The organism is Bradyrhizobium sp. 154, assembly GCF_023073875.1.
Taxonomy (GTDB): domain Bacteria; phylum Pseudomonadota; class Alphaproteobacteria; order Rhizobiales; family Xanthobacteraceae; genus Bradyrhizobium.
In genome coordinates, this window is the sequence record NZ_JADPKG010000118.1 from 61,311 (window position 1) to 80,044 (window position 18,734).

General features: G+C 65.3%; 16 protein-coding genes. 4 read left to right on the forward strand and 12 right to left on the reverse strand.

The window, feature by feature from the left end:
- Window positions 1-42: 42 nt before the first annotated feature.
- The 4 genes from glp to IVA92_RS32560 form a co-directional block, all read right to left on the reverse strand.
- Window positions 43-1,254, reverse strand: coding sequence for a gephyrin-like molybdotransferase Glp (gene glp, locus IVA92_RS32545; protein WP_247275959.1), 1,212 nt, complete (start codon window positions 1,252-1,254; stop codon window positions 43-45).
- A gap of 221 nt (window positions 1,255-1,475) precedes the next feature.
- On the reverse strand, window positions 1,476-1,682 hold the full coding sequence (locus IVA92_RS32550; RefSeq protein ID WP_247275960.1) for a hypothetical protein: 207 nt from the start codon (window positions 1,680-1,682) through the stop codon (window positions 1,476-1,478).
- A gap of 161 nt (window positions 1,683-1,843) precedes the next feature.
- Window positions 1,844-2,467, reverse strand: a complete 624-nt coding sequence (locus IVA92_RS32555; RefSeq protein ID WP_247275961.1) for an HAD-IA family hydrolase — start codon at window positions 2,465-2,467, stop codon at window positions 1,844-1,846.
- 16 nt (window positions 2,468-2,483) lie between these two features.
- Window positions 2,484-3,617, reverse strand: a complete 1,134-nt coding sequence (locus IVA92_RS32560; protein WP_247275962.1) for an alpha-hydroxy acid oxidase — start codon at window positions 3,615-3,617, stop codon at window positions 2,484-2,486.
- Between the two features lie 319 nt (window positions 3,618-3,936).
- On the opposite strand from IVA92_RS32560, the gene IVA92_RS32565 reads away from it, so the two are divergent.
- Window positions 3,937-5,274, forward strand: a complete 1,338-nt coding sequence (locus IVA92_RS32565) for a S41 family peptidase (RefSeq protein ID WP_247275963.1) — start codon at window positions 3,937-3,939, stop codon at window positions 5,272-5,274.
- A gap of 80 nt (window positions 5,275-5,354) precedes the next feature.
- On the opposite strand, the gene IVA92_RS32570 is transcribed toward IVA92_RS32565, so the two are convergent.
- The 5 genes from IVA92_RS32570 to IVA92_RS32590 all read right to left on the reverse strand — a co-directional run bounded on the left by IVA92_RS32570 (window position 5,355) and on the right by IVA92_RS32590 (window position 12,526).
- Window positions 5,355-8,075, reverse strand: coding sequence for an EAL domain-containing protein (locus IVA92_RS32570; protein WP_247275964.1), 2,721 nt, complete (start codon window positions 8,073-8,075; stop codon window positions 5,355-5,357).
- A gap of 175 nt (window positions 8,076-8,250) precedes the next feature.
- On the reverse strand, window positions 8,251-8,769 hold the full coding sequence (moaC, locus tag IVA92_RS32575; RefSeq protein WP_247275965.1) for a cyclic pyranopterin monophosphate synthase MoaC: 519 nt from the start codon (window positions 8,767-8,769) through the stop codon (window positions 8,251-8,253).
- Between the two features lies 1 nt (window position 8,770).
- A complete protein-coding gene (gene trpC, locus IVA92_RS32580; RefSeq protein ID WP_247275966.1) occupies window positions 8,771-9,592 on the reverse strand; it encodes an indole-3-glycerol phosphate synthase TrpC in 822 nt (273 codons plus the stop codon).
- Between the two features lie 7 nt (window positions 9,593-9,599).
- Window positions 9,600-10,613 (reverse strand): anthranilate phosphoribosyltransferase, encoded by a 1,014-nt coding sequence (trpD, locus tag IVA92_RS32585; RefSeq protein WP_247275967.1) that lies wholly within the window; start codon window positions 10,611-10,613, stop codon window positions 9,600-9,602.
- A 14-nt stretch (window positions 10,614-10,627) separates the two neighbouring features.
- The gene (locus IVA92_RS32590) at window positions 10,628-12,526 is read right to left on the reverse strand and encodes a SurA N-terminal domain-containing protein (RefSeq protein WP_247275968.1); all 1,899 of its coding nucleotides are present in this window, start codon (window positions 12,524-12,526) and stop codon (window positions 10,628-10,630) included.
- Between the two features lie 221 nt (window positions 12,527-12,747).
- Between IVA92_RS32590 and tpiA the strand changes: the two genes are divergently transcribed.
- The 3 genes from tpiA (at window position 12,748) to IVA92_RS32605 (ending at window position 15,821) form a co-directional block, all read left to right on the forward strand.
- A complete protein-coding gene (gene tpiA, locus IVA92_RS32595; RefSeq protein ID WP_247276044.1) occupies window positions 12,748-13,503 on the forward strand; it encodes a triose-phosphate isomerase in 756 nt (251 codons plus the stop codon).
- A 139-nt stretch (window positions 13,504-13,642) separates the two neighbouring features.
- Window positions 13,643-14,023, forward strand: a complete 381-nt coding sequence (gene secG, locus IVA92_RS32600; RefSeq protein WP_247275969.1) for a preprotein translocase subunit SecG — start codon at window positions 13,643-13,645, stop codon at window positions 14,021-14,023.
- A gap of 166 nt (window positions 14,024-14,189) precedes the next feature.
- Complete coding sequence (locus IVA92_RS32605; RefSeq protein WP_247275970.1) at window positions 14,190-15,821, forward strand: CTP synthase; 1,632 nt, start codon at window positions 14,190-14,192, stop codon at window positions 15,819-15,821.
- Here IVA92_RS32605 and IVA92_RS32610 read toward each other — a convergent pair.
- The 3 genes from IVA92_RS32610 to IVA92_RS32620 all read right to left on the reverse strand — a co-directional run bounded on the left by IVA92_RS32610 (window position 15,784) and on the right by IVA92_RS32620 (window position 18,667).
- A complete protein-coding gene (locus IVA92_RS32610) occupies window positions 15,784-16,518 on the reverse strand; it encodes an rRNA adenine N-6-methyltransferase family protein (protein ID WP_247275971.1) in 735 nt (244 codons plus the stop codon). The two genes, IVA92_RS32605 and IVA92_RS32610, sit on opposite strands and share 38 nt — an antisense overlap.
- Window positions 16,519-16,619: 101 nt before the next feature.
- Window positions 16,620-17,996, reverse strand: coding sequence for a HAMP domain-containing sensor histidine kinase (locus IVA92_RS32615; protein ID WP_247275972.1), 1,377 nt, complete (start codon window positions 17,994-17,996; stop codon window positions 16,620-16,622).
- A complete protein-coding gene (locus tag IVA92_RS32620) occupies window positions 17,993-18,667 on the reverse strand; it encodes a response regulator transcription factor (protein ID WP_247275973.1) in 675 nt (224 codons plus the stop codon). The genes IVA92_RS32615 and IVA92_RS32620 overlap by 4 nt, the downstream gene beginning before the upstream one ends.
- Between the last annotated feature and the right edge of the window lie 67 nt (window positions 18,668-18,734).

Consider the following 18,734-nt stretch of genomic DNA (forward strand, 5'->3'; position numbering starts at 1 on the left):
GTGAACGGGACAAAGTTCGCGGAACGCGTGTGGTGGATGCGTTCAGACGGGCAGGCGCAGGACCTCGCAAGGCGAGCCGGCTTCTGCCTTCGGAGCGAACGGTGCGCGGACGAGAAGTGCCTGTGCTGCAGCGAGATTCGCAAGCAGCGAGGAATCCTGGTGTTTGACGGGAAGGGCCACCAACGTGCCATCGTCGCGCGTCTCCAGATGTGCGCGCAGATAGTCCGCGCGCATATCGTTTGCATCCACATCGCGGCCGAGCACGGCGCGTTCTTGTCGGTGATGAATCATGGATCGTCCCGACAAGGCGCGAATCAGCGGCACCAGGAACAGGAAGGCGCACACGTAGGATGACACAGGATTGCCCGGCAGGCCGATCACGCGCATCGCGCCGAGCCGCCCATGCATCATCGGCTTGCCCGGGCGCATCGCGATCTTCCAGAACGCCATCGCGATGCCTTCGTCCCTCAACGCCTGCTGGACCAGATCATGGTCGCCGACCGACGCGCCGCCGCTCGTGACCAGGATCTCGGCGCCGCTCTCGCGGGCGCGGCGGATGCCGGCAGTGGTGGCCTCCAGCGTATCGGCGGCAATGCCGAGGTCGATGGTATCGGCCCCCTCGCTGCGGGCGAGCGCGTGCAGGGCATAGCCGTTGGAATAGACGATCTGGCCGTGAGCGGGTGTGGTTCCCGGCATGACCAGCTCGTCGCCGGTGGCGAGGATCGCGACCTTCGGACGGCGGCAGACGGCAAGCTGCGGATGATTCATGGCGGCGGCGAGCGCGAGATCGCGCTCGGTGAGACGGGTTCCCTTGCGCAGGAGCACGTCTCCTTCGGAGAAGTCGACGCCCGCGGGGCGGATGTGGCGGCCGGCAATCGCGGCTTCCTTGATCGTGATGCGCTTGCCGTCCGCAACCGTGTCCTCCTGGATCACGACCGCGTCGGCACCGTTGGGAATGACGCCGCCGGTGAAGATCCGCACGGCTTCGCCGGGGCCCAGCGTTCCCGCGAACGGACGACCCGCCGCCACTTCGCCAATCAAGGTGAGCGTACTATCGAGCTTTGTTGCATCGCTCGCGCGCACCGCGTAGCCGTCCATCGCCGACATTGCTTCCGGCGGCTGTGTGCGCAGCGCCGGGACATCGCGTGCGAGCACGCGATGATAGGCCTCGTTGAGGGAAACCATCGCTTCAGGCAGCGGCTCCGCACCCGCCAGCACCGCGGCAAGCGCGTCAGAAACCGGCATCAGGGCCAAGGGCGGAAACTCCTGCTGAGCATATCGGCAATGGGCGGCGAAAGTTCTAGCCGAGTGCAGGCGCGAGGCAAAGGCGCCGACAGGATGATTTATCCTGCGTGATCTCCGTCATGAAGAATCGTGCTCAGACCGGTCACGGCATGATCCGGAAGGCGAGACAGACCGGTACGAGGATAGCCATGGCGAGGACGAGAAGGATGAGCGCCACGGCCGGCATCGGATCAACTCTGCGTCTGTTCGCCCGAACTGACGCTGGATGTCACGTCCGGAGCTTTGGGGCTTTGATCCTTGTCCGGCAGCGGATCGGCCTGCGACTTTAGGTCGGCGGCCTTGCTGATCAGCTTGGCGGAGAGGCGCGAATCCGAAGTTGTCTTGGCGAATTCGAGCAGCAAGGAGGCTTGCTTTGTGAGGTAGGCTTTGCCCAGCACGAGAATAAGTCCGATGTAGACGTCCCAACGGACTCATAGAGTCCGGAGGGAGGTATTCCGTTCCCGGAACTCTGTACAAAAATGTACAAAGTGAATTGGTTCCATACCCGAGCGGATTTGGGTGCCCGAAACCCGACCCCGATCCTGTTCGGCATCGGTGGTCAAATTCCCAACGCTAGCAAGGCGTTGCCGACATCACCGGGCGAGGTGACATGCACCGCCGTCAGTCCACGCGCTCGCGCCCCCTCGACGTTCTCGGCCAGGTCGTCGAAGAAGACGATTCGGCTGGCTGGCACGCCGATCGCCGCCACGACATGATCGAACGCCTCCGCATCCGGTTTGCGCAGGCCGATGCTGGACGACAGATAGAGCTCGCGGAAATGCCCGAGCACGCCGGCATATTCCTTCGAAAAATAGTCGACATGCGGCCGATTGGTGTTGGAGAAGGCATAGAGCGGCATCTGCTTCGCCGCGCGCGGCAAGAGCTCGGCGATCTCAGGCATCTCGCCGGCGAAGATCGCGTTCCATCCCTCCAGAAACTGCGCGTCGGAAATGCCGATCCCGAGCGATGAACGCAGCGATTGGAAATAATCCTCGTCGCCGATCTTGCCGACCTCGTGCAGCCGGTAGGCCTCGTCACGCACATAGCGCGCGACGATGGCCTCGGGCTGGCAGCCGGCATGCCCCGCCCAGCAGGCGATCGCCTTGGAGAAATCGATATCGAGCACCACGCGGCCGAGATCGAACAGGAGCGCATCGGCGCTGCCGGGGGAGAGTGAGGTCATCGTGTTCTTTCACATTTCAGTATCGGTAGGGCTCGTGGTCGAACAGCGGGAACGCGCTGAACACGCTCGGCGCATTCGTTGCGGTCGCCTGATGCAGGCAGGATTTGTCGATTTCGGCGAACGAGGTGGCACCCAAGAGGCCGAGGCAGCGCAGCACTTCGTCCTCCAGCAATTCCAGCATTCGCATCACGCCGGCTTCGCCGGCCGCCGCCAGCGCCCAGCATTGCAGCCGGCCGATGCCGACGATGTCGGCGCCGGCCGCGATCGCCTTGACGATGTCGGTGCCGCGGCAGAAGCCGCCATCGACCATGATCTTGGCGCGGCCCTTCACCGCCTCGACGATTTCAGGCAGCACATGCATGGCGCCGCGGCCGTGATCGAGCTGACGGCCGCCATGGTTGGAGACGTAGATCCACTCGACACCGTGATCGATCGCGATCTGAGCGTCCTCGGCGGTGGCGATTCCCTTCAGGATCAGTGGGATCCTGAACTTGTCCTTGATCATCTTCACCGTCCGCCATTCCAGACCCTTCTGGAAATCGCCGCCGGTCGCGCGCAGGCGGCTTTCGCGAACGTAGCGCTTGGCGATGTCACGTTCGCGACGGCTGTAATGGGCGGTGTCGACAGTCAGGCAGAACGCGGCATAGCCGTTCTTCTCGCTCCGGCTGACGACATCGGCGACGAAGGCATCGTCGCCGCGGACATAGAGCTGATAGAGCCGCAGCGCGTCGGGCGCGGCCTCGGCGGTCTTCTCGAGCCCCGGCTCGGACACCGAGCTCAACATGTGCGCCGCACCGAAGGTGCCGGCGGCGCGCGCGACGCTTGCCGCGCCATCGGGATCGAAGATCTCCAGGGCACCGACGGGGGCGAGCACCACCGGCAGCCGCATCCTGCGGCCGAGCTGCTCGACGGAGCCGTCGACCTTGCGAACGTCGCGCAGCACGCGCGGGCGGAAGGCGATCTCGTCCAGCGCCATGCGGTTGCGGCGCATCGTGGTCTCGGTCTCGGCAGCGCCGACGATGTAGTCCCAGGCATTCTGGTTGAGATTGGCGCGCGCCTTCCGGATGAACTCGTGTAGATTCTGGAACGGCTCGTTGCTGGCGCCGAGTTCGACGTTCCTGTCCGGCCGGATGCGGGGCGCGTCATTCATTGGTGTCCTCCCGAGAATTTGAAGTCTTGTCGCCATCGCCTAGCGTGTCCGGCCCCCCAAAACCATCCTAAAATCGCATAGCTGCGAGGCGTGGGCGGCCGACCGATGCCGCGTTGCGCGAAGCGGTTTCGGAACGTTGCCAAAAGCTTAAGCCGAGGCGAAGGGATTTCGCCGGTGTACCGCCGCCGGCCTTCCAGGCGGCCTTGAAGAAACCAGAATGGTGTTGTGAGAGGTGACCTGGATCGCCATTTGCATGGCGGCTTCCAAGCCCGAGAGATAAGCCCTCAACAGAACCGCTAAGCAAAAGGCCAGCCTATCCATGCGGAAAACCCTGCTGTTCCCCCTGGGCGCGCTCACGGGAGTGTGTCTGACCCTTCTGGTAGCCAGTCCCCACGGCAGCGTGTGGGCGGCACGGGCGGCGGCGAGCGCGGACGATGCCTATTCCCAGCTCAATCTGTTCGGCGCAGTGTTCGAGCGGGTCAAGGCGAACTATGTCGAGAAGCCCGACAGTGCCAAGCTGATCGAAGGCGCGATCACGGGCATGGTGACCTCGCTCGATCCGCACTCGCGCTACATGAATGCCAAGGCCTGGACCGAGATGCAGGAGACCACCTCCGGCGAGTTTGGCGGGCTCGGCATCGAGGTCACGATGGAGGATGGGCTCGTCAAGGTCGTCTCGCCGATCGACGACACGCCGGCCTCGAAGGCCGGCATCATGTCCGGCGACCTCATCAGCAAGATCGACGGCGAGGCCGTGCAGGGCATGACGCTCGAGCAGGCCGTCAACAAGATGAAGGGGCCGGTCGCCACCAAGACCAAGCTCACCATCGTGCGCAAGGGTGCCGACGCGCCGCTCGATGTCGCGATCACCCGCGAGATCATCCATGTGCGCCCGGTGCGCTTCCACGTCGAGAATGGCGACATCGGCTATATCCGCATCACCTCGTTCAACGAGCAGACCACCGACGGCCTGAAGAAGGCGATCGCGTCGGTCTCCAAGGAGGTCCCCCCGGAGAAGCTCGCAGGCTATGTGGTGGACCTGCGCAACAATCCCGGCGGCCTGCTCGACCAGGCCGTCTCGGTGTCGAGCGCATTCCTCCAGCGTGGCGAGGTCGTCTCGACCCGCGGGCGCAATCCGGAAGAAACCCAGCGCTTCACCGCGCATGGCGGCGATCTCACCAAGGGCAAGCCGCTGGTGGTTCTGGTCAATGGCGGCTCGGCGTCGGCTTCCGAGATCGTGGCCGGCGCGCTGCACGATCACAAGCGCGCGACGATCATTGGCACGCGCTCGTTCGGTAAGGGCTCGGTGCAAACGATCATTCCGCTCGGCGCCGGCAATGGTGCGCTGGCGCTGACCACGGCGCGCTACTACACGCCGTCGGGCCGCTCGATCCAGGCCCAGGGCGTCGCGCCCGACATCGAGATCCTCCAGGACGTGCCGCCCGAGCTGAAGGGCCGGATGGATACGATGGCGGAGTCCCAGATGCGCGGGCACTTGTCGGCCGCCGATGGCACCGAGCAGACCGGTTCCCAATCCTACGTCCCGCCGGAGGAGAAGGACGACAAGGCGCTGCATGCGGCCTATGACTTCCTTCACGGCGTCACCGCGAATGCCGTCGCCGCCAAGCGCGCGACGAAGGCTGCGGTGCCGAACTAGACTTGACGGCCTCAGACATGGATCGCCTGGGAGCGGATGACCGCTTCTGGGCGATTTCGTTTGCGGCGCAGTCTGCGAGCCTAACCGGCCTCGCGGCGTCGGCTCTCGCTGCCTTCGCGTCGGGCGAGACGGCTGCGATGCAGCGCGAACAGCTCCAGCATCTTGTCGGCCGGTTTCGCGGCGCTGAAAAGATAGCCCTGCATCTCCGAACAACCGAGCGCCCGGAGCAGGCGCTGCTGCTCTTCGGTTTCGACGCCCTCGGCCGTGGTGGTCATGCGGCGGGCGGCAGCTAAGTTGACAACGGCCTGGACGATGCTGGCGGAGCCGTCGGGGCCGGCGATGTCTTCGACGAAGCAGCGGTCGATCTTGATCTTGTCGAAGGGGAAGCGGTGCAGATAGCTCAGCGACGAGTAGCCGGTGCCGAAATCGTCCAGCGCGATGCGCACCCCGATGGCGCGAAGCTGGTGCAGGATCGCCAGCGCTGCTTCGTCGTCGCGGATCAGCACGGCCTCGGTGATCTCGAGCTCGAGCCGGCTCGCCGGGAGGTCCGAGGCGGCCAGCGCCGCCATGATCTTGAGCGCCAGCGTGCCGCTCTTGAATTGCACTGGCGAGACGTTGACGGCGAGGCGGATGTCGTCGGGCCAGATGGCTGCGTCCCGGCAGGCGGTCGCCAGCACCCATTCGCCGATCTCGTTGATCAGGCCGGTGTCTTCGGCGATCGGGATGAACTCGGCTGGCGAGACCATGCCGCGCTCGGGATGGCGCCAGCGCACCAGCGCCTCGCAGCCGGTGATGTGGTCGTCGTTCAGGCCGAGGCAGGGCTGGTAATAGACCTCGAGGCCGCCATGGGCGATGGCGTGACGCAGGTCGATCTCGAGCTGCCGCCGATCGCGAACCTTAGCGTCCATGTCCGGCTCGAAGAAGCGATAAGTGCGGCGTCCGGCGGCTTTGGCGGCATACATCGCCATGTCCGCGTTCTTCAGGATCTGATCGAGCACCTCGCCGTGTTCCGGCGCCAGCGCAATGCCGATGCTGGCGTCCGCGGTGAGATGATGGCCCATGCAGTCGAAAGGGGTGCGGATGGCCCGGAAGACCCGTGCGACGAGATCGTTGACCTGGTCCGGCGAGGTCACCGCGCTCTGCACGATGGCAAATTCGTCGCCGCCAAGCCGGGCCACGAAATCCGCCGGGCCGGCACAGCGGCGCAGGCTCTGCGCGATCGACTTGAGCAGTTCGTCGCCGACGAGATGGCCAAGCGCGTCGTTAACGCCCTTGAACTCGTCGATGTCGATATAGTGCACCGCGATCTGTTCGCCGTCGGCGATGGCGGCCAGCTCTTGCCGCAGATGCTCGTGGAACATGGTGCGGTTGGGCAGATCGGTCAGCGCGTCGTAATGGGCGAGGTGGGTGATGCGCGCCTCGATCCGCCGGCGCTCGGTGATATCCTCATGCGTCGCCACCCAACCGCCGTCCGCAAGCGGCTCGTTGACGATCTGGATCGAACGGCCGTCGGAGGTGTTGACGACCATGGCGTTGCGCACATGGACGCCGCTCAGCACGCGCGCAACGTAGTCGTCGACATCGCCGGTGAACGAGCCCGTCGCTTTCCGATGGGCGATGATGTCGTGGAAGCTGCAACCCGGCTTCACGATCGCGGCCGATAGCCCGTACATGTCGATGTAGCGTTGGTTGCAGATCACGAGCCGCCGCTCGGAATCGAACAGCAGAAGGCCCTGGGTCATGTTGTTGACGGCGCGGTCGAGACGCTGCATTTCCAGCATCAGCCGTTCCCGCGAGAGGCGGTGCTGCTCCAATAGCTTGCGCACGATCGCGATCAGCACGCCCGCGATGGCGAGCGCAGAAGACGCGGCGACCGAGATCAGGATCCTAATCTGCTCGCGCCAGTCCGTCAGGGCCGCCGCGCGCGTCATAGTGGCCATGATCAGGATCGGGAAGTGGGGCAGGGCGCGCGAGGAGATCAGCCGGTCTTCTCCGTCGACCGGGCTTACGAAGCGGCCGGCGAAGTGATCGAGCCCGAAAACCCTCTGCTGCGAGAACGGGCCGGTCTTGAAATTCCGGCCCATCAATTCGCTGGAAAGCGGATACCGGGCGAGCAGCGTGCCGTCTCGATGCAGCATCGAGATCGTCGCGCCTTCGCCGAGCACGACGGAAGCGAAGAATTTCTCGAAATTTGCGGGCTCGATACCGCGCCCGACGATGCCCAGGAACTCGCCGTTCGGTCCCAGGATCTTGCGCACGATCAGGATGGTCCAGGCACCCGAGATGCGACTGTGCAGCGGCTCGATCAGCACGTCAGGCGAATGCGGATCGTATTTGAAGGTGCGGAAATAGGCGCGATCGGCAACGTTCACTTTCGGGGCCGGCCATGCCGTCGACGAATTGACCAGATTGCCTTCGGCGTCGATGACGTTAACCCCACCCATGTAGGGCAACGCCTCGATCTTCGAGCGCAGCATCCGGTGGACGTCCTGCCCCGAGAGGCGCCTGCGATAATCCTCCGCGTCACGGATGCCGGTCGTGCGGACGTGGTCGACGAAATCCCGTTGGATGACCGCAAAATCCTGCAATTGGTGGTCGAAATGATGGGCGAGCATCAGCACGGTGTTTTCCAGCTCGCGGCCGGAGTTGCGCAGCGCACGTTCGCGGAAATTCTGCGCCATCAGCGTCGCGCCGACGGCGATCGCCGCGATCAGCAGCGTGCCGCCCACCACCAGCCAGCGGATCGGTCCGCTGCGCACGAAGGCTTGGTCAAAGAGGCGACTGCCGAATCTCGTCATCATGCTGGATCATTGCCGTGCACACGCCAGGATCAATTCCTGACCTCGAAAACACCCGTTGGTTTACGGGAACGGTATGGAGGCGAAGTTAGGAAGCGCGGTTAACGCGATGTGAACGGCCGGGTGCAAAGGCAACCGATGTGCGCGGCGCAGAAGGTGGATCGCTGACGTCCGCGTGTCAGGCGCGGTAATGGCCGGACTTGCCGCCGAGCTTCTCGACGAGATGGATGCCCTCGATGCGTACGCCGCGCTCCACCGCCTTGATCATGTCGTAGATCGTGAGGCAGGCGACCGAGACGGCGGTGAGCGCCTCCATCTCGACGCCGGTGGGACCGGTAACCTTCACGCTGGCGCGGACGAGGCAACCCGGCAGTTTCGCATCGGGCCCGATGTCGACCGTGACCTTCGACAGCGCGAGCGGATGGCAGAGCGGGATCAGCTCGGAGGTGCGCTTGGCGGCCATGATTCCGGCAATGCGCGCAGTCCCGAGCACGTCGCCCTTCTTGGCGTTGCCGGACACGATCAGCTCGAGCGTCGCCTTGGTCATGATGACACGGCCTTCCGCCACCGCAAGCCGCTCGGTCGCGGGCTTGTCCGAGACGTCCACCATCCGCGCTTCGCCGGACGCGCCGATATGGGTGAGGGCAGCGCCGGCCTTCGACTTGGCTGGGATTGTCTTGGATGGCTTGCGCGCCATGTCAGCGCGTACCCGTCGCGCGCGGCGCCGTCTCGCGCGCCAGCAGCGTGCGCGTGGCGGCGGTGACGTCGGCCTGCCGCATCAGGCTCTCGCCGACGAGGAAGGTCGACATGCCGACGCGCTCGAGCCGCGCAAGATCCGCGGCTGTGAAGATGCCGCTCTCGCCGACCATCAGCCGGTCCCCGGGGATCAGCGGCGCCAGAGCCTCGCTGGTCGCAAGCGTGGTTTCGAAGGTGCGCAAATTGCGGTTGTTAACGCCGATCACCGGCGAACGAAGTTTCAGCGCGCGGTCGAGCTCGGCGCGGTCGTGGATCTCGATCAGCACATCCATGCCGTAGGCGAAGGCGGCATCTTCGAGGTCTCTGGCAGTCGCATCATCGAGCGCGGCCATGATGATCAGGATGCAGTCGGCGCCATGCGCGCGAGCCTCCGCCACCTGATAGGTGTCGAACATGAAGTCCTTACGCAGCACCGGCAGCGAGGTTGCCGCGCGCGCGGCCACCATGAAGTCGAGATGGCCCTGGAACGAGGGCGTGTCGGTCAGCACCGAGAGGCAGGCGGCGCCGCCGGCCTCATAGGCCTTGGCAAGCTGGGGCGGATCGAAATCGGCGCGGATCAGTCCCTTGGACGGCGAGGCCTTCTTGATCTCGGCGATCAGCGCGTAGTCGCCATTGGCGTGCTTCGCCTTGATCGCGCGCACGAAGCCGCGCGGGGCGGCTTGCGCCTTGGCCTTTGCCTCGACAATCGAGAGCGGCTGCGCGCGCTTGGCCGCGGCAATCTCCTCGCGCTTGTACGCTTCAATCTTGGTCAGGATATCCGACATGTCAGGCTCAGCCGTTCGAAACCGCGATCAGATGTTTTAGCCGCGCGCTCGCGGCGCCGCTGTCGAGCGATTTTGCGCCGATCGCCACCCCTTCCTTGAGGTCCTTGGCGCGTCCGGCCACGACGAGCGCGGCGGCGGCGTTGATCAGCGCGACGTCGCGGTAGGGGCTCGGCCTGCCGTCGAGCACGCTTTTCAGCGCGATCGCGTTGGCATCGGCGTCGCCGCCTTTGAGTGCGCCCGTCTCGCAGCGCGATAGGCCGGCCTCCTCGGGCGTCACCTCGAAATTCCGGATCTCGCCATTGTGGAGCGCGGAGACGAAAGTCGGGCCGGTGAGGGTGATCTCGTCGAGGCCGTCGGAGCCGTGCACCACCCAGGCTGACTCCGAGCCGAGGTTCTTGAGCACCTGCGCCAGCGGCTGCACCCATTGCCGCGAAAAGACGCCGACCATCTGCCGCTTCACGCCAGCCGGATTGGAGAGCGGACCGAGCAGATTGAAGATCGTGCGCGTCGCGAGCTCGACCCGGGTCGGGCCGACGTTCTTCATCGCGGGATGGTGCGCGGGGGCGAACATGAAACCGATGCCGCATTCGCGCACGCAGTGTCCGACCTGCTCGGGCCTGAGGTCGATCTTCACGCCGAGCGAGGCCAGCACGTCGGCGGCGCCCGAGCGCGACGACAGCGCGCGGTTGCCATGCTTGGCCACCGGCACGCCGGCGCCCGAGACGATGAAGGAGGCGCATGTCGAGACATTGACGGAGCCGGAGCCGTCGCCGCCGGTGCCGACGATGTCGACCGCATCAAGCGGCGCCGTCACGGTCAGCATCTTGGAGCGCATCGCCGTCACAGCGCCGGTGATCTCGTCCACGGTCTCGCCGCGCACCCTGAGCGCCATCAACAGGCCGCCCATCTGCGAGGGCGTGGCCTCGCCGGACATCATGGCATCGAAGGCGGAGGCGGCTTCGTCACGCGACAGGCTGGCGCCGGTCGCCACTTTTCCAATGATCGATTTCAGGTCGTCCATCGCGTGCTTTCAACTCACTGGTTCGCGCCGGTCACCTGCGCGAAGGCGGCCTGATTAATGGTGGTCCCGATGTCGGTTTCAAGCTTGTTGACGTAGGAAGCGACCTGCTCCTCGGTCTGCGCACGGTCGAGGCTGTCCTTCAGCTTCTTCACCGCCTCGGAGGCTGCGTCGACCGCGGGTTCGACGATGTCGGTGACGCGGAAGATGATCACTTCGCTGCCGCCGCTCACGGGCGTCTGCCCGACGCCGTCCTTGGCGGTACGGAAGGCCGCCGACACCACAGTTGCGGGCACGCCGGCAGGCGAATCGTCGCGCTTGAAGCCGGTTGCGGTCTCGACTTTGGCGCCGATCGCAGCGGCCTCATCGGCGAGCTTGCCGCCGGATTCGAGCTTCTGCACCATCTCGGTCGCCTTGGCCTTCAGCTTGGCCGCGACCTGGTCCTGGCGCCAGCGCGCCTCGACCTGGTCGCGGACCTCGTCGAGATTGCGGTCGCGCGAGGGCGTGATGGCGAGGACGTCGTACCAGACATAGCCGCCTTTGAACGAGATCGGGTCGTTGTCGACGCCGACGTCGGTGTTAAAGGCCTGCGACACCACGTCGAGACCCTGCGGAATGTTGGCGACCGGCTGGCCGTTCGGGGCGCGGCCGGAACGGTCGACGGCGTCGATGGTCACGGCCGTGAGCCCGAGCTTCTGTGCCGCGTCGATCACGCTGGAGCCGCCCCCACGCTCGTCCTCCATCTTGTCGCGGAGATCCGCGACCTTGACGCGCGCGCGCTCGGTCGCGATCTCGCGCTTGATATCGCTGGCAACGCTCGCGTAGTCCGCCTCCTTGCCCGGTTCGATTTTCTCGACCTTGACGATCGCGACGCCAAGCCCCCCCTGGATCGGCTGGCTGATCTCGCTGGCAGGAAGCGCGAAGGCGGCTTCGCCAACGGCGGGATCGAGCGAAGACTTGGTCACGAGCCCGAGGTCGACGTCGGAGGCGCTCAGCCCGCGCTCCTTGCCGAGGTCCTCGAACGACGTCCCGCCGACGAGGCGCTCGCGTGCGGTCTGCGCGTCGGCCATGTTCGCAAACACGATCTGCTGGATCTGGCGCTTCTCCGGCGTGCCGAGCCGGTCCTTGCGCTGGTCGAACACTTTCCTGGCGTCCTCGTCCGAGACCTCGGTCCACTTGCCGATCTCCTCCGGCGAGACCACGACGAAGGCGACCTTGCGATATTCGGGCGCGCGGAACTGGACCTTGTGATCCTCGAAATAGGCGGGGAGCGTCTCGGGCGAGGGCGCATCGATGGTGCCTGCCTGCGCGGCGTCGAGCCTGACGAACTCGATGGCGCGCTGCTCGTTCTGGAAGCGCGTCAGTACGTCGAGCATCGTTTTCGGCGGCTCGAGGCCGGCGCCGATCGTGCCGGTGATCTGCCGGCGCAGCGACACCTTGCGCTGCTCGGCGACGTAGCGCTGCTCGGTGTAGCCGAAATTGCGGATCACGGCCTGGAAGCGGTTCGCATCGAAGTTGCCGCCGACGCCCTTGAAGTTCGGGTCGTTCATGATGACCTGGCGGATCTGCTCGTCGGACTGGCCGAGCCCGAGCCGACGCGCCTCCTCGTCCAGGGCGGCCTCCGCAATGGTCTGCTGCAGCACCTGACGATCGAGGCCGAAGGCGCGCGCCTGATCGGGCGTCAGCGGACGGCCGAACTGGCGGCTGATCTGTTGCAGGCGGTCCGTGTAGATCTGGCGGAACTCGTTGAGCGAAATCTCGGTGCTGCCGATCTTGGCCACCGTGGACTGCCCGAAGCCGCGGAAGATGTCGGCGATGCCCCAAATGCCGAAACTGACAATCAACACGCCCATCACCACGGCCATAATGGTCTTGCCGAGCCAGTTTGATGAGGCCTTGCGCATTCCTCGAAGCATTTGGTCCAACTTGTTTGGCAGGAGGGGAACGGGAGCGCGTCTTAATGCAGATTCCGCAAAAGCGCGTCACCAAATTGATAGATCATCATAAAGTGGCGGCTTTCCCCCCGCAACCTCGCCTCAAGCGGCTGCTCGAAGCTGCGGTTAAAAGCCCCGAGGTCTGGAACTGGCGCGACAGCTCTGCTAGCGCATGCACAAACCTCATTTTGCTGGACATTGACATGACCGACGCCATCCGACCGCTGATCGCCGGCAACTGGAAGATGAACGGCCTGAAGGCCCAGGTTGCGGAATTCGACGCCATGCTCAACGGCGCGGCAGATGTGACTGGAAGGGCCGACCTGCTGGTCTGCCCACCGGCAACCCTGATCGCCGCCTTCGCCGACAGGGCGCGGGGCAAGAAGGTGACAGTAGGAGCCCAGGACTGCCATCCCAAGGCCTCGGGGGCCCATACCGGCGATGTCGCCGCCGAAATGCTGGTGGATGCGGGTGCTGCCGCCATCATCGTAGGTCATTCCGAGCGCCGCGCCGACCACGGCGAGGGCGATGCCCTGGTCCGGCAGAAGGCCGAGGCAGCCTGGCGCGCCGGGGCGACCGCGATCGTCTGCATCGGCGAGACGCAGGGCCAGCGCGATGACGGCCAGACCCTGGACGTCCTGCGCGGCCAGCTCGACGGCTCGCTGCCGGACGGCTCCAGCGCGGCCAATCTGATCGTCGCCTATGAGCCGGTCTGGGCGATCGGCACCGGCCTCACCCCCACATCCCAGGATGTCGAGCAGATTCATGGCTTTATTCGGGAACTCCTGACGTCCCGGTTCAGAGCCGATGGTGCCAGGATGCGGATCCTCTACGGCGGCTCGGTCAAGCCCTCGAACGCGGCCGAACTGATGGCCGTGAAGAACGTCAACGGCGCGCTGGTCGGCGGGGCCAGCCTGAAAGCAGCTGATTTCCTTGCGATCGCGAAGGGCTGTCCCTAGCTCATCCAAACCATGGGTCCGGATCCGATCGGGGGTGGCAATACCCCCTCCGATCGTGTAACACCGCGCAACTTCAGGAAAACCCGCGAAGCGCGATCGGCCGCCGTCAGGCGCCGCCCGCTTATGACGGAAGGATACTATGCAGACCGTTGTCATCGTCATCCACCTCATGATCGTCGCCGTCATGATCGGCGCCGTCCTGCTCCAGAAGTCGGAAGGCGGCGGCCTCGGCATGGGCGGAGGCGCGGGCTTCATGTCGAGCCGCGGCACCGCAAACCTCTTGTCGCGCACGACAGCGATCCTGGCCGCGGGCTTCTTCCTGACCAGCCTGTTCCTGTCCTGGTACGCCGGTTATGACCGCAAGCCGTCGTCGATCATCGGCCAACCTGGGCAGACTCAGCCGGCCGGCGGATCCCCGATCGCGCCGCCGACCTCGGGCGGTATCCTGGATTCGCTGAAGAAGGCCGACGAGCAGCAGAATCAGGCGCCTGCCGGCCCGCAGGTGCCGCGCTCGCAATAAAGCAGGGGGGCCATGCAGGTCGGCTGCTACCGTCCTGCATCAAAAATCCCCATCAAGGCACTGTCACCACTCTCAGTTCTGGATCACCCACAGGCCCGCAGAATCTTTGGGGCGGAATGCGAATCGCTTTGGCGAATCGAATTCGAGGGATTAGAGGTTAAGTCCCATGGCGCGGTATATATTCATCACCGGCGGCGTGGTTTCTTCGCTCGGCAAGGGTCTGGCTTCAGCGGCACTCGGTGCGCTGTTGCAAGCCCGGGGCTACAAGGTCCGCCTCCGCAAGCTCGACCCCTATCTCAACCTCGATCCCGGAACGATGTCGCCGTATCAGCACGGCGAAGTGTTCGTCACCGATGATGGCGCAGAGACCGATCTCGATCTCGGTCACTATGAGCGCTTCACCGGCAGGCCTGCGACCAAGGCCGACAACATCACAACGGGGCGCATCTACCAGGACATCATTTCCAAGGAGCGCCGCGGCGATTATCTCGGCGCGACCATCCAAGTGGTTCCGCACGTCACCAACGCCATCAAGGAATTCGTCCTCGACGGCAATGACCATTACGATTTCGTGCTGGTCGAGATCGGTGGCACTGTCGGCGACATCGAGGGCCTGCCGTTCTTCGAGGCGATCCGCCAGCTCAAGAACGAGCTGCCGCGCGATCATGCCGTCTACATCCATCTCACGTTGCTGCCCTACATCCCCAGCGCCGGCGAGCTCAAGACCAAGCCGACGCAGCACTCCGTGAAGGAGCTGCGCTCGATCGGCATCCAGCCGGACATCCTGCTCTGCCGCACCGACCGCGAGATCCCGAAGGAGGAGCGGCGCAAGCTCGGGCTGTTCTGCAACGTGCGCGAAAGCGCCGTGATCGAGGCGCGCGACGTCGACAACATCTACGCCGTGCCCGAGGCCTATCACAATGCGGGCCTCGATGATGAAGTGCTCGCCGCCTTCGGCATCGCCTCGCGGACCCCGCCCGAGCTGCGCAGCTGGCAAGAAATCAACGAACGCGTGCGCAATCCCGAGGGCAACGTGACCATCGCCATCGTCGGCAAGTACACCGGCATGAAGGATGCGTACAAGTCGCTGATCGAGGCGCTGTCGCATGGCGGCATCGCCAACAAGGTGAAGGTCAATCTCGACTGGATCGAGAGTGAGATATTCGAGAAGGAAGATCCCGCGCCGTTTCTCGAGCACGTCAACGGCATCCTGGTGCCCGGCGGCTTCGGCCAGCGCGGCGCGGAAGGAAAGATCAAGGCGGCGCAATTCGCACGCGAGCGCGACGTGCCGTATTTCGGCATCTGCTTCGGCATGCAGATGGCGGTGATCGAGGCCGCGCGAAATCTCGTCGGCATTGAGGATGCCAACTCCACCGAGTTCGGCCCGACCAAGGAGCCGCTGGTCGGCCTGATGACGGAATGGCTGCGCGGCAACGAGCTCGAGAAGCGCTCGCAGGCCGGCGACCTCGGCGGCACGATGCGGCTAGGGGCCTATCCTGCAACGCTCAATCGCGGCAGCCGCGTCTCAGAGGTCTATGGCGGCGCCACCGAAATCTCCGAGCGTCACCGCCACCGTTACGAGGTCAACACTGCCTACAAGGATCGCCTCGAGCAGCACGGCCTAAAATTCTCCGGCCTGTCGCCCGACGGCGTGCTGCCGGAGATCGTCGAGTACGAGGATCACCCCTGGTTCATCGGCGTCCAGTTCCACCCCGAGCTGAAGTCGCGCCCCTTCGAGCCGCACCCGCTGTTCGCCTCGTTCATTCAGGCGGCGATGGTGCAATCGCGGCTGGTCTAGACGCCTCAGCTCGCTTTCTTGACGATCTTACGGAGAGCGGCATCGATCGTCGATTGCCAGCCAGATCAATCCGTCCCGGCAACATCGGCGCCGCAAGCTCGGGCGAAAGCAGTGCCGTGACAAGTTTCATCTGCGGCCGCCGCGTCAGCCTGTAGACGGCCGCGGGTGGCACGTTCAGCATTGCCCGATCCACCAGCTTGGCGCGCAGGCCCAGCCGGTCGAGCACCGGGCGCGGCACCGGGCAGCTCATGCCGTAAGTGAACTGATAGAAGGCGCCGCCGGGGCGGATGTAGCTGAATGCGCCGCTGACAATCGAGACGACTTTGCGCATTGACATGTTGAGCATCGGCAATCCGCTCACCACGGCGCCGACCGGCGCGCCCTCATAAAGGCGATGCGTGGTGAGCCGCGCCGCATCGATCCACAATATGCGAGCCCCGGGAAAGCGCACCTGCAGCAGCTTCATGAAATCGGAGCCGTATTCGACCAGCGTGAGGTCTTCCTGGCGCACGCCGCGCTTCAACAGCTTGTAGGTGAATGCGCCGGTGCCGGGACCGAGCTCGAGGATGGGGCCGGTCGATGCGTCGATCTCGCGCGTGATGAGATCCGCCAGTGCCGCGCTCGACGGCGCGATCGCACCGACCTGACGCGGTGCCGACATCCAGGCGAGGAAGAACGAGAGAAAATCGTTGGGCATGCGCACTCCGGCATTTTGCTTCGCGCCTCGCAAATCAGAGGCGGCTCACAATCTCACGGGAGTGCATTGCGACAGCATTGCGTAGGTGATGCCGACCAAGATCACTTGGCGCGGATCGGCGGCAATGTGATCCGGAAGCATGCGCCGCCGTTCGCTCCGTCCAGCACCGAGACGTCGCCGCCATGCAGCAGCACGATCTCGCGAACCATGTTGAGGCCGAGGCCGGCGCCGCGATCGAGCGGCGTGAGCCGATAGAACGGCTCGAAGATCATCTCGCGTTGCTCGGGCGGAATGCCCGCGCCCTCGTCGGTGACTTCGATGCAAGCGGGCTTGCTGACGCGGATGCCGATCGTGCCGCGGCGCGGGCCGTGCTGGATGGCATTCTGCACCAGGTTGGTCAGGGCGCGTTCGAGCGCGACCGTGTCGCCGAGTGTCTCGATCGCTGTTTCCGGTGCGTCGAGCGCCAGCTCATAGCCCGCGGCGATGGCAAGCGGAGCAAGCTCGGCGGCGACGCCCTGGGCGATTGCGACGAGGTTGACCCGTGCGAAAGGGTGCCCGCAGCGGTCGAGCCGCTGGATATCGAGCAATTGCTCGGCGAGCGTGGCGAGCCGCGCGGCATCCTCGATCAGGCGGGTCTTGTCAGGTCCCGGCGGAAGCGACTCCAGGCGCGTGTTCAGGATCGCGATCGGCGTGCGCAGTTCGTGCGCGGCATCGGCGACGAAGCGCTTGTGCCGGGCATAGCCTTCATCGAGCCGCGCCAGCGCGTCATTGACTGCGGTCACGAGCGGCACGACCTCGAGCGGAATCTGGTCCACCGACAGTCGCGCGCCGCGCTGATGAATGTCGATGCGGCGCGCCTGATCGGCGGTCGTGTCCAGCCCCCTGAAGGCGCGCCGCACGATCATCGGAGTAGCGATCAACGTCGCCGTTCCCATCAGGAGCAGGCCGGGCAGGGCGATGCCGAGAAACATCAGCGAGGTCATGAGCACCGCCTTGGCGCCGGTTAGCGTGCCCTGCGTCGCCGTGATGACCTGCACGTTGCCGGCGTCGGCATCGACGCGCTTCAACCGCGCGGGGGCTTTGCGTGGATCGTCCTCGAAAAGCTGCCAGCCGAGCCGCGCCTGGCTGATGTGGTCGAGCGCCCCGCCGATCGTGGCGAATTCGGCCGGCACAGCGCCTTCGCTGAGCGAATGGCCCTCTCTGTCACGGACCAGGAACCACAGGTCGGGCGTCTCCGCGCGCAGCTGTTTCAGCTCCGGCGTCGCGCGCAGCATCAGGCCGCCCTGTGCGTCGCGGGTCAGCGCATGCTGCACGGCGTCGATGACACGGTCCTCGTCGCGCGCGGCGAGCACGAAGCCGGAGGCGCATAGCCCCGTGATGATGACGGCCACCAGTGCGACGAGCAGCGCGGCCTGGAGGGACAGCAGGCGCCAGCTCAGCCGCGAGCGCAGGCAATAGGGATCGGCGTGCCTGCTCACGGCAGCTTCTTCAGGAGATAGCCGACGCCGCGAATGCCGTGAATCTCGACATCCGCATCCGCTTCGGCAAGCTTGCGGCGCAGCCGCGATATGTGGGTATCCAGCGCGTTCGACTGGATTTCGTCGTCGAAATTGTAGACGGCCTCTTCCAGTGCCGAGCGCAGGACGGTCCGGCCCATGCGGCGGATCAGCGCTTCGAGCACCAGCAGCTCGCGGCGCGGTAGCTCGAACGGGTGGCCGTCGATGCTCGCCTCGCGATGGCCGACATCGAAGGCGAGGCGGCCGGCGCGGATGACATCCGGCGTGAGACCGGCGGGCCGCCGCAGCACCGCGCGCAGACGCGCGAGCAATTCCTCGACCGCGAAGGGCTTTGCCAGATAGTCGTCCGCGCCGCTGTCGAGCCCGGCGACACGGTCGGCGAGCTCGCCGCGGGCCGTCAGGACGATGATGGGCACGCTGTCGGCGCGCGCCCTCAGCTTCGGGATCAGGGCAAGACCGTCACCGTCCGGTAGCTGGCGGTCGAGCAGGACTGCGGCGTGGACCTCGGCGGAAAGCGCTTCCTCCGCTTCGCAGAGCGTCGGCACGTGGTCCACCACCATGTCGTAGCGCTTCAAGGCCGATGCCAGCGCGCCCGCCATCTCCGCCTCATCCTCGACGAGCAAAATTCGCATGATCTCGCACCTCAGCCTTCAGAGCCGTTCTAGCCGCCGTATCATTGCGGCAGCATTGCGGGAACCG

Excerpts from the sequence above, each read along its gene's own strand:
- IVA92_RS32555 (WP_247275961.1), bottom strand. The coding sequence starts at position 2,467 with ATGACCTCACTCTCCCCCGGCAGCGCCGATGCGCTCCTGTTCGATCTC.
- IVA92_RS32560 (WP_247275962.1), bottom strand. The coding sequence starts at position 3,617 with ATGAATGACGCGCCCCGCATCCGGCCGGACAGGAACGTCGAACTCGGC.
- IVA92_RS32565 (WP_247275963.1), top strand. The coding sequence starts at position 3,937 with ATGCGGAAAACCCTGCTGTTCCCCCTGGGCGCGCTCACGGGAGTGTGT.
- IVA92_RS32570 (WP_247275964.1), bottom strand. The coding sequence starts at position 8,075 with ATGATGACGAGATTCGGCAGTCGCCTCTTTGACCAAGCCTTCGTGCGC.
- moaC (WP_247275965.1), bottom strand. The coding sequence starts at position 8,769 with ATGGCGCGCAAGCCATCCAAGACAATCCCAGCCAAGTCGAAGGCCGGC.
- trpC (WP_247275966.1), bottom strand. The coding sequence starts at position 9,592 with ATGTCGGATATCCTGACCAAGATTGAAGCGTACAAGCGCGAGGAGATT.
- trpD (WP_247275967.1), bottom strand. The coding sequence starts at position 10,613 with ATGGACGACCTGAAATCGATCATTGGAAAAGTGGCGACCGGCGCCAGC.
- IVA92_RS32590 (WP_247275968.1), bottom strand. The coding sequence starts at position 12,526 with ATGCTTCGAGGAATGCGCAAGGCCTCATCAAACTGGCTCGGCAAGACC.
- tpiA (WP_247276044.1), top strand. The coding sequence starts at position 12,748 with ATGACCGACGCCATCCGACCGCTGATCGCCGGCAACTGGAAGATGAAC.
- secG (WP_247275969.1), top strand. The coding sequence starts at position 13,643 with ATGCAGACCGTTGTCATCGTCATCCACCTCATGATCGTCGCCGTCATG.
- IVA92_RS32605 (WP_247275970.1), top strand. The coding sequence starts at position 14,190 with ATGGCGCGGTATATATTCATCACCGGCGGCGTGGTTTCTTCGCTCGGC.
- IVA92_RS32610 (WP_247275971.1), bottom strand. The coding sequence starts at position 16,518 with ATGCCCAACGATTTTCTCTCGTTCTTCCTCGCCTGGATGTCGGCACCG.
- IVA92_RS32620 (WP_247275973.1), bottom strand. The coding sequence starts at position 18,667 with ATGCGAATTTTGCTCGTCGAGGATGAGGCGGAGATGGCGGGCGCGCTG.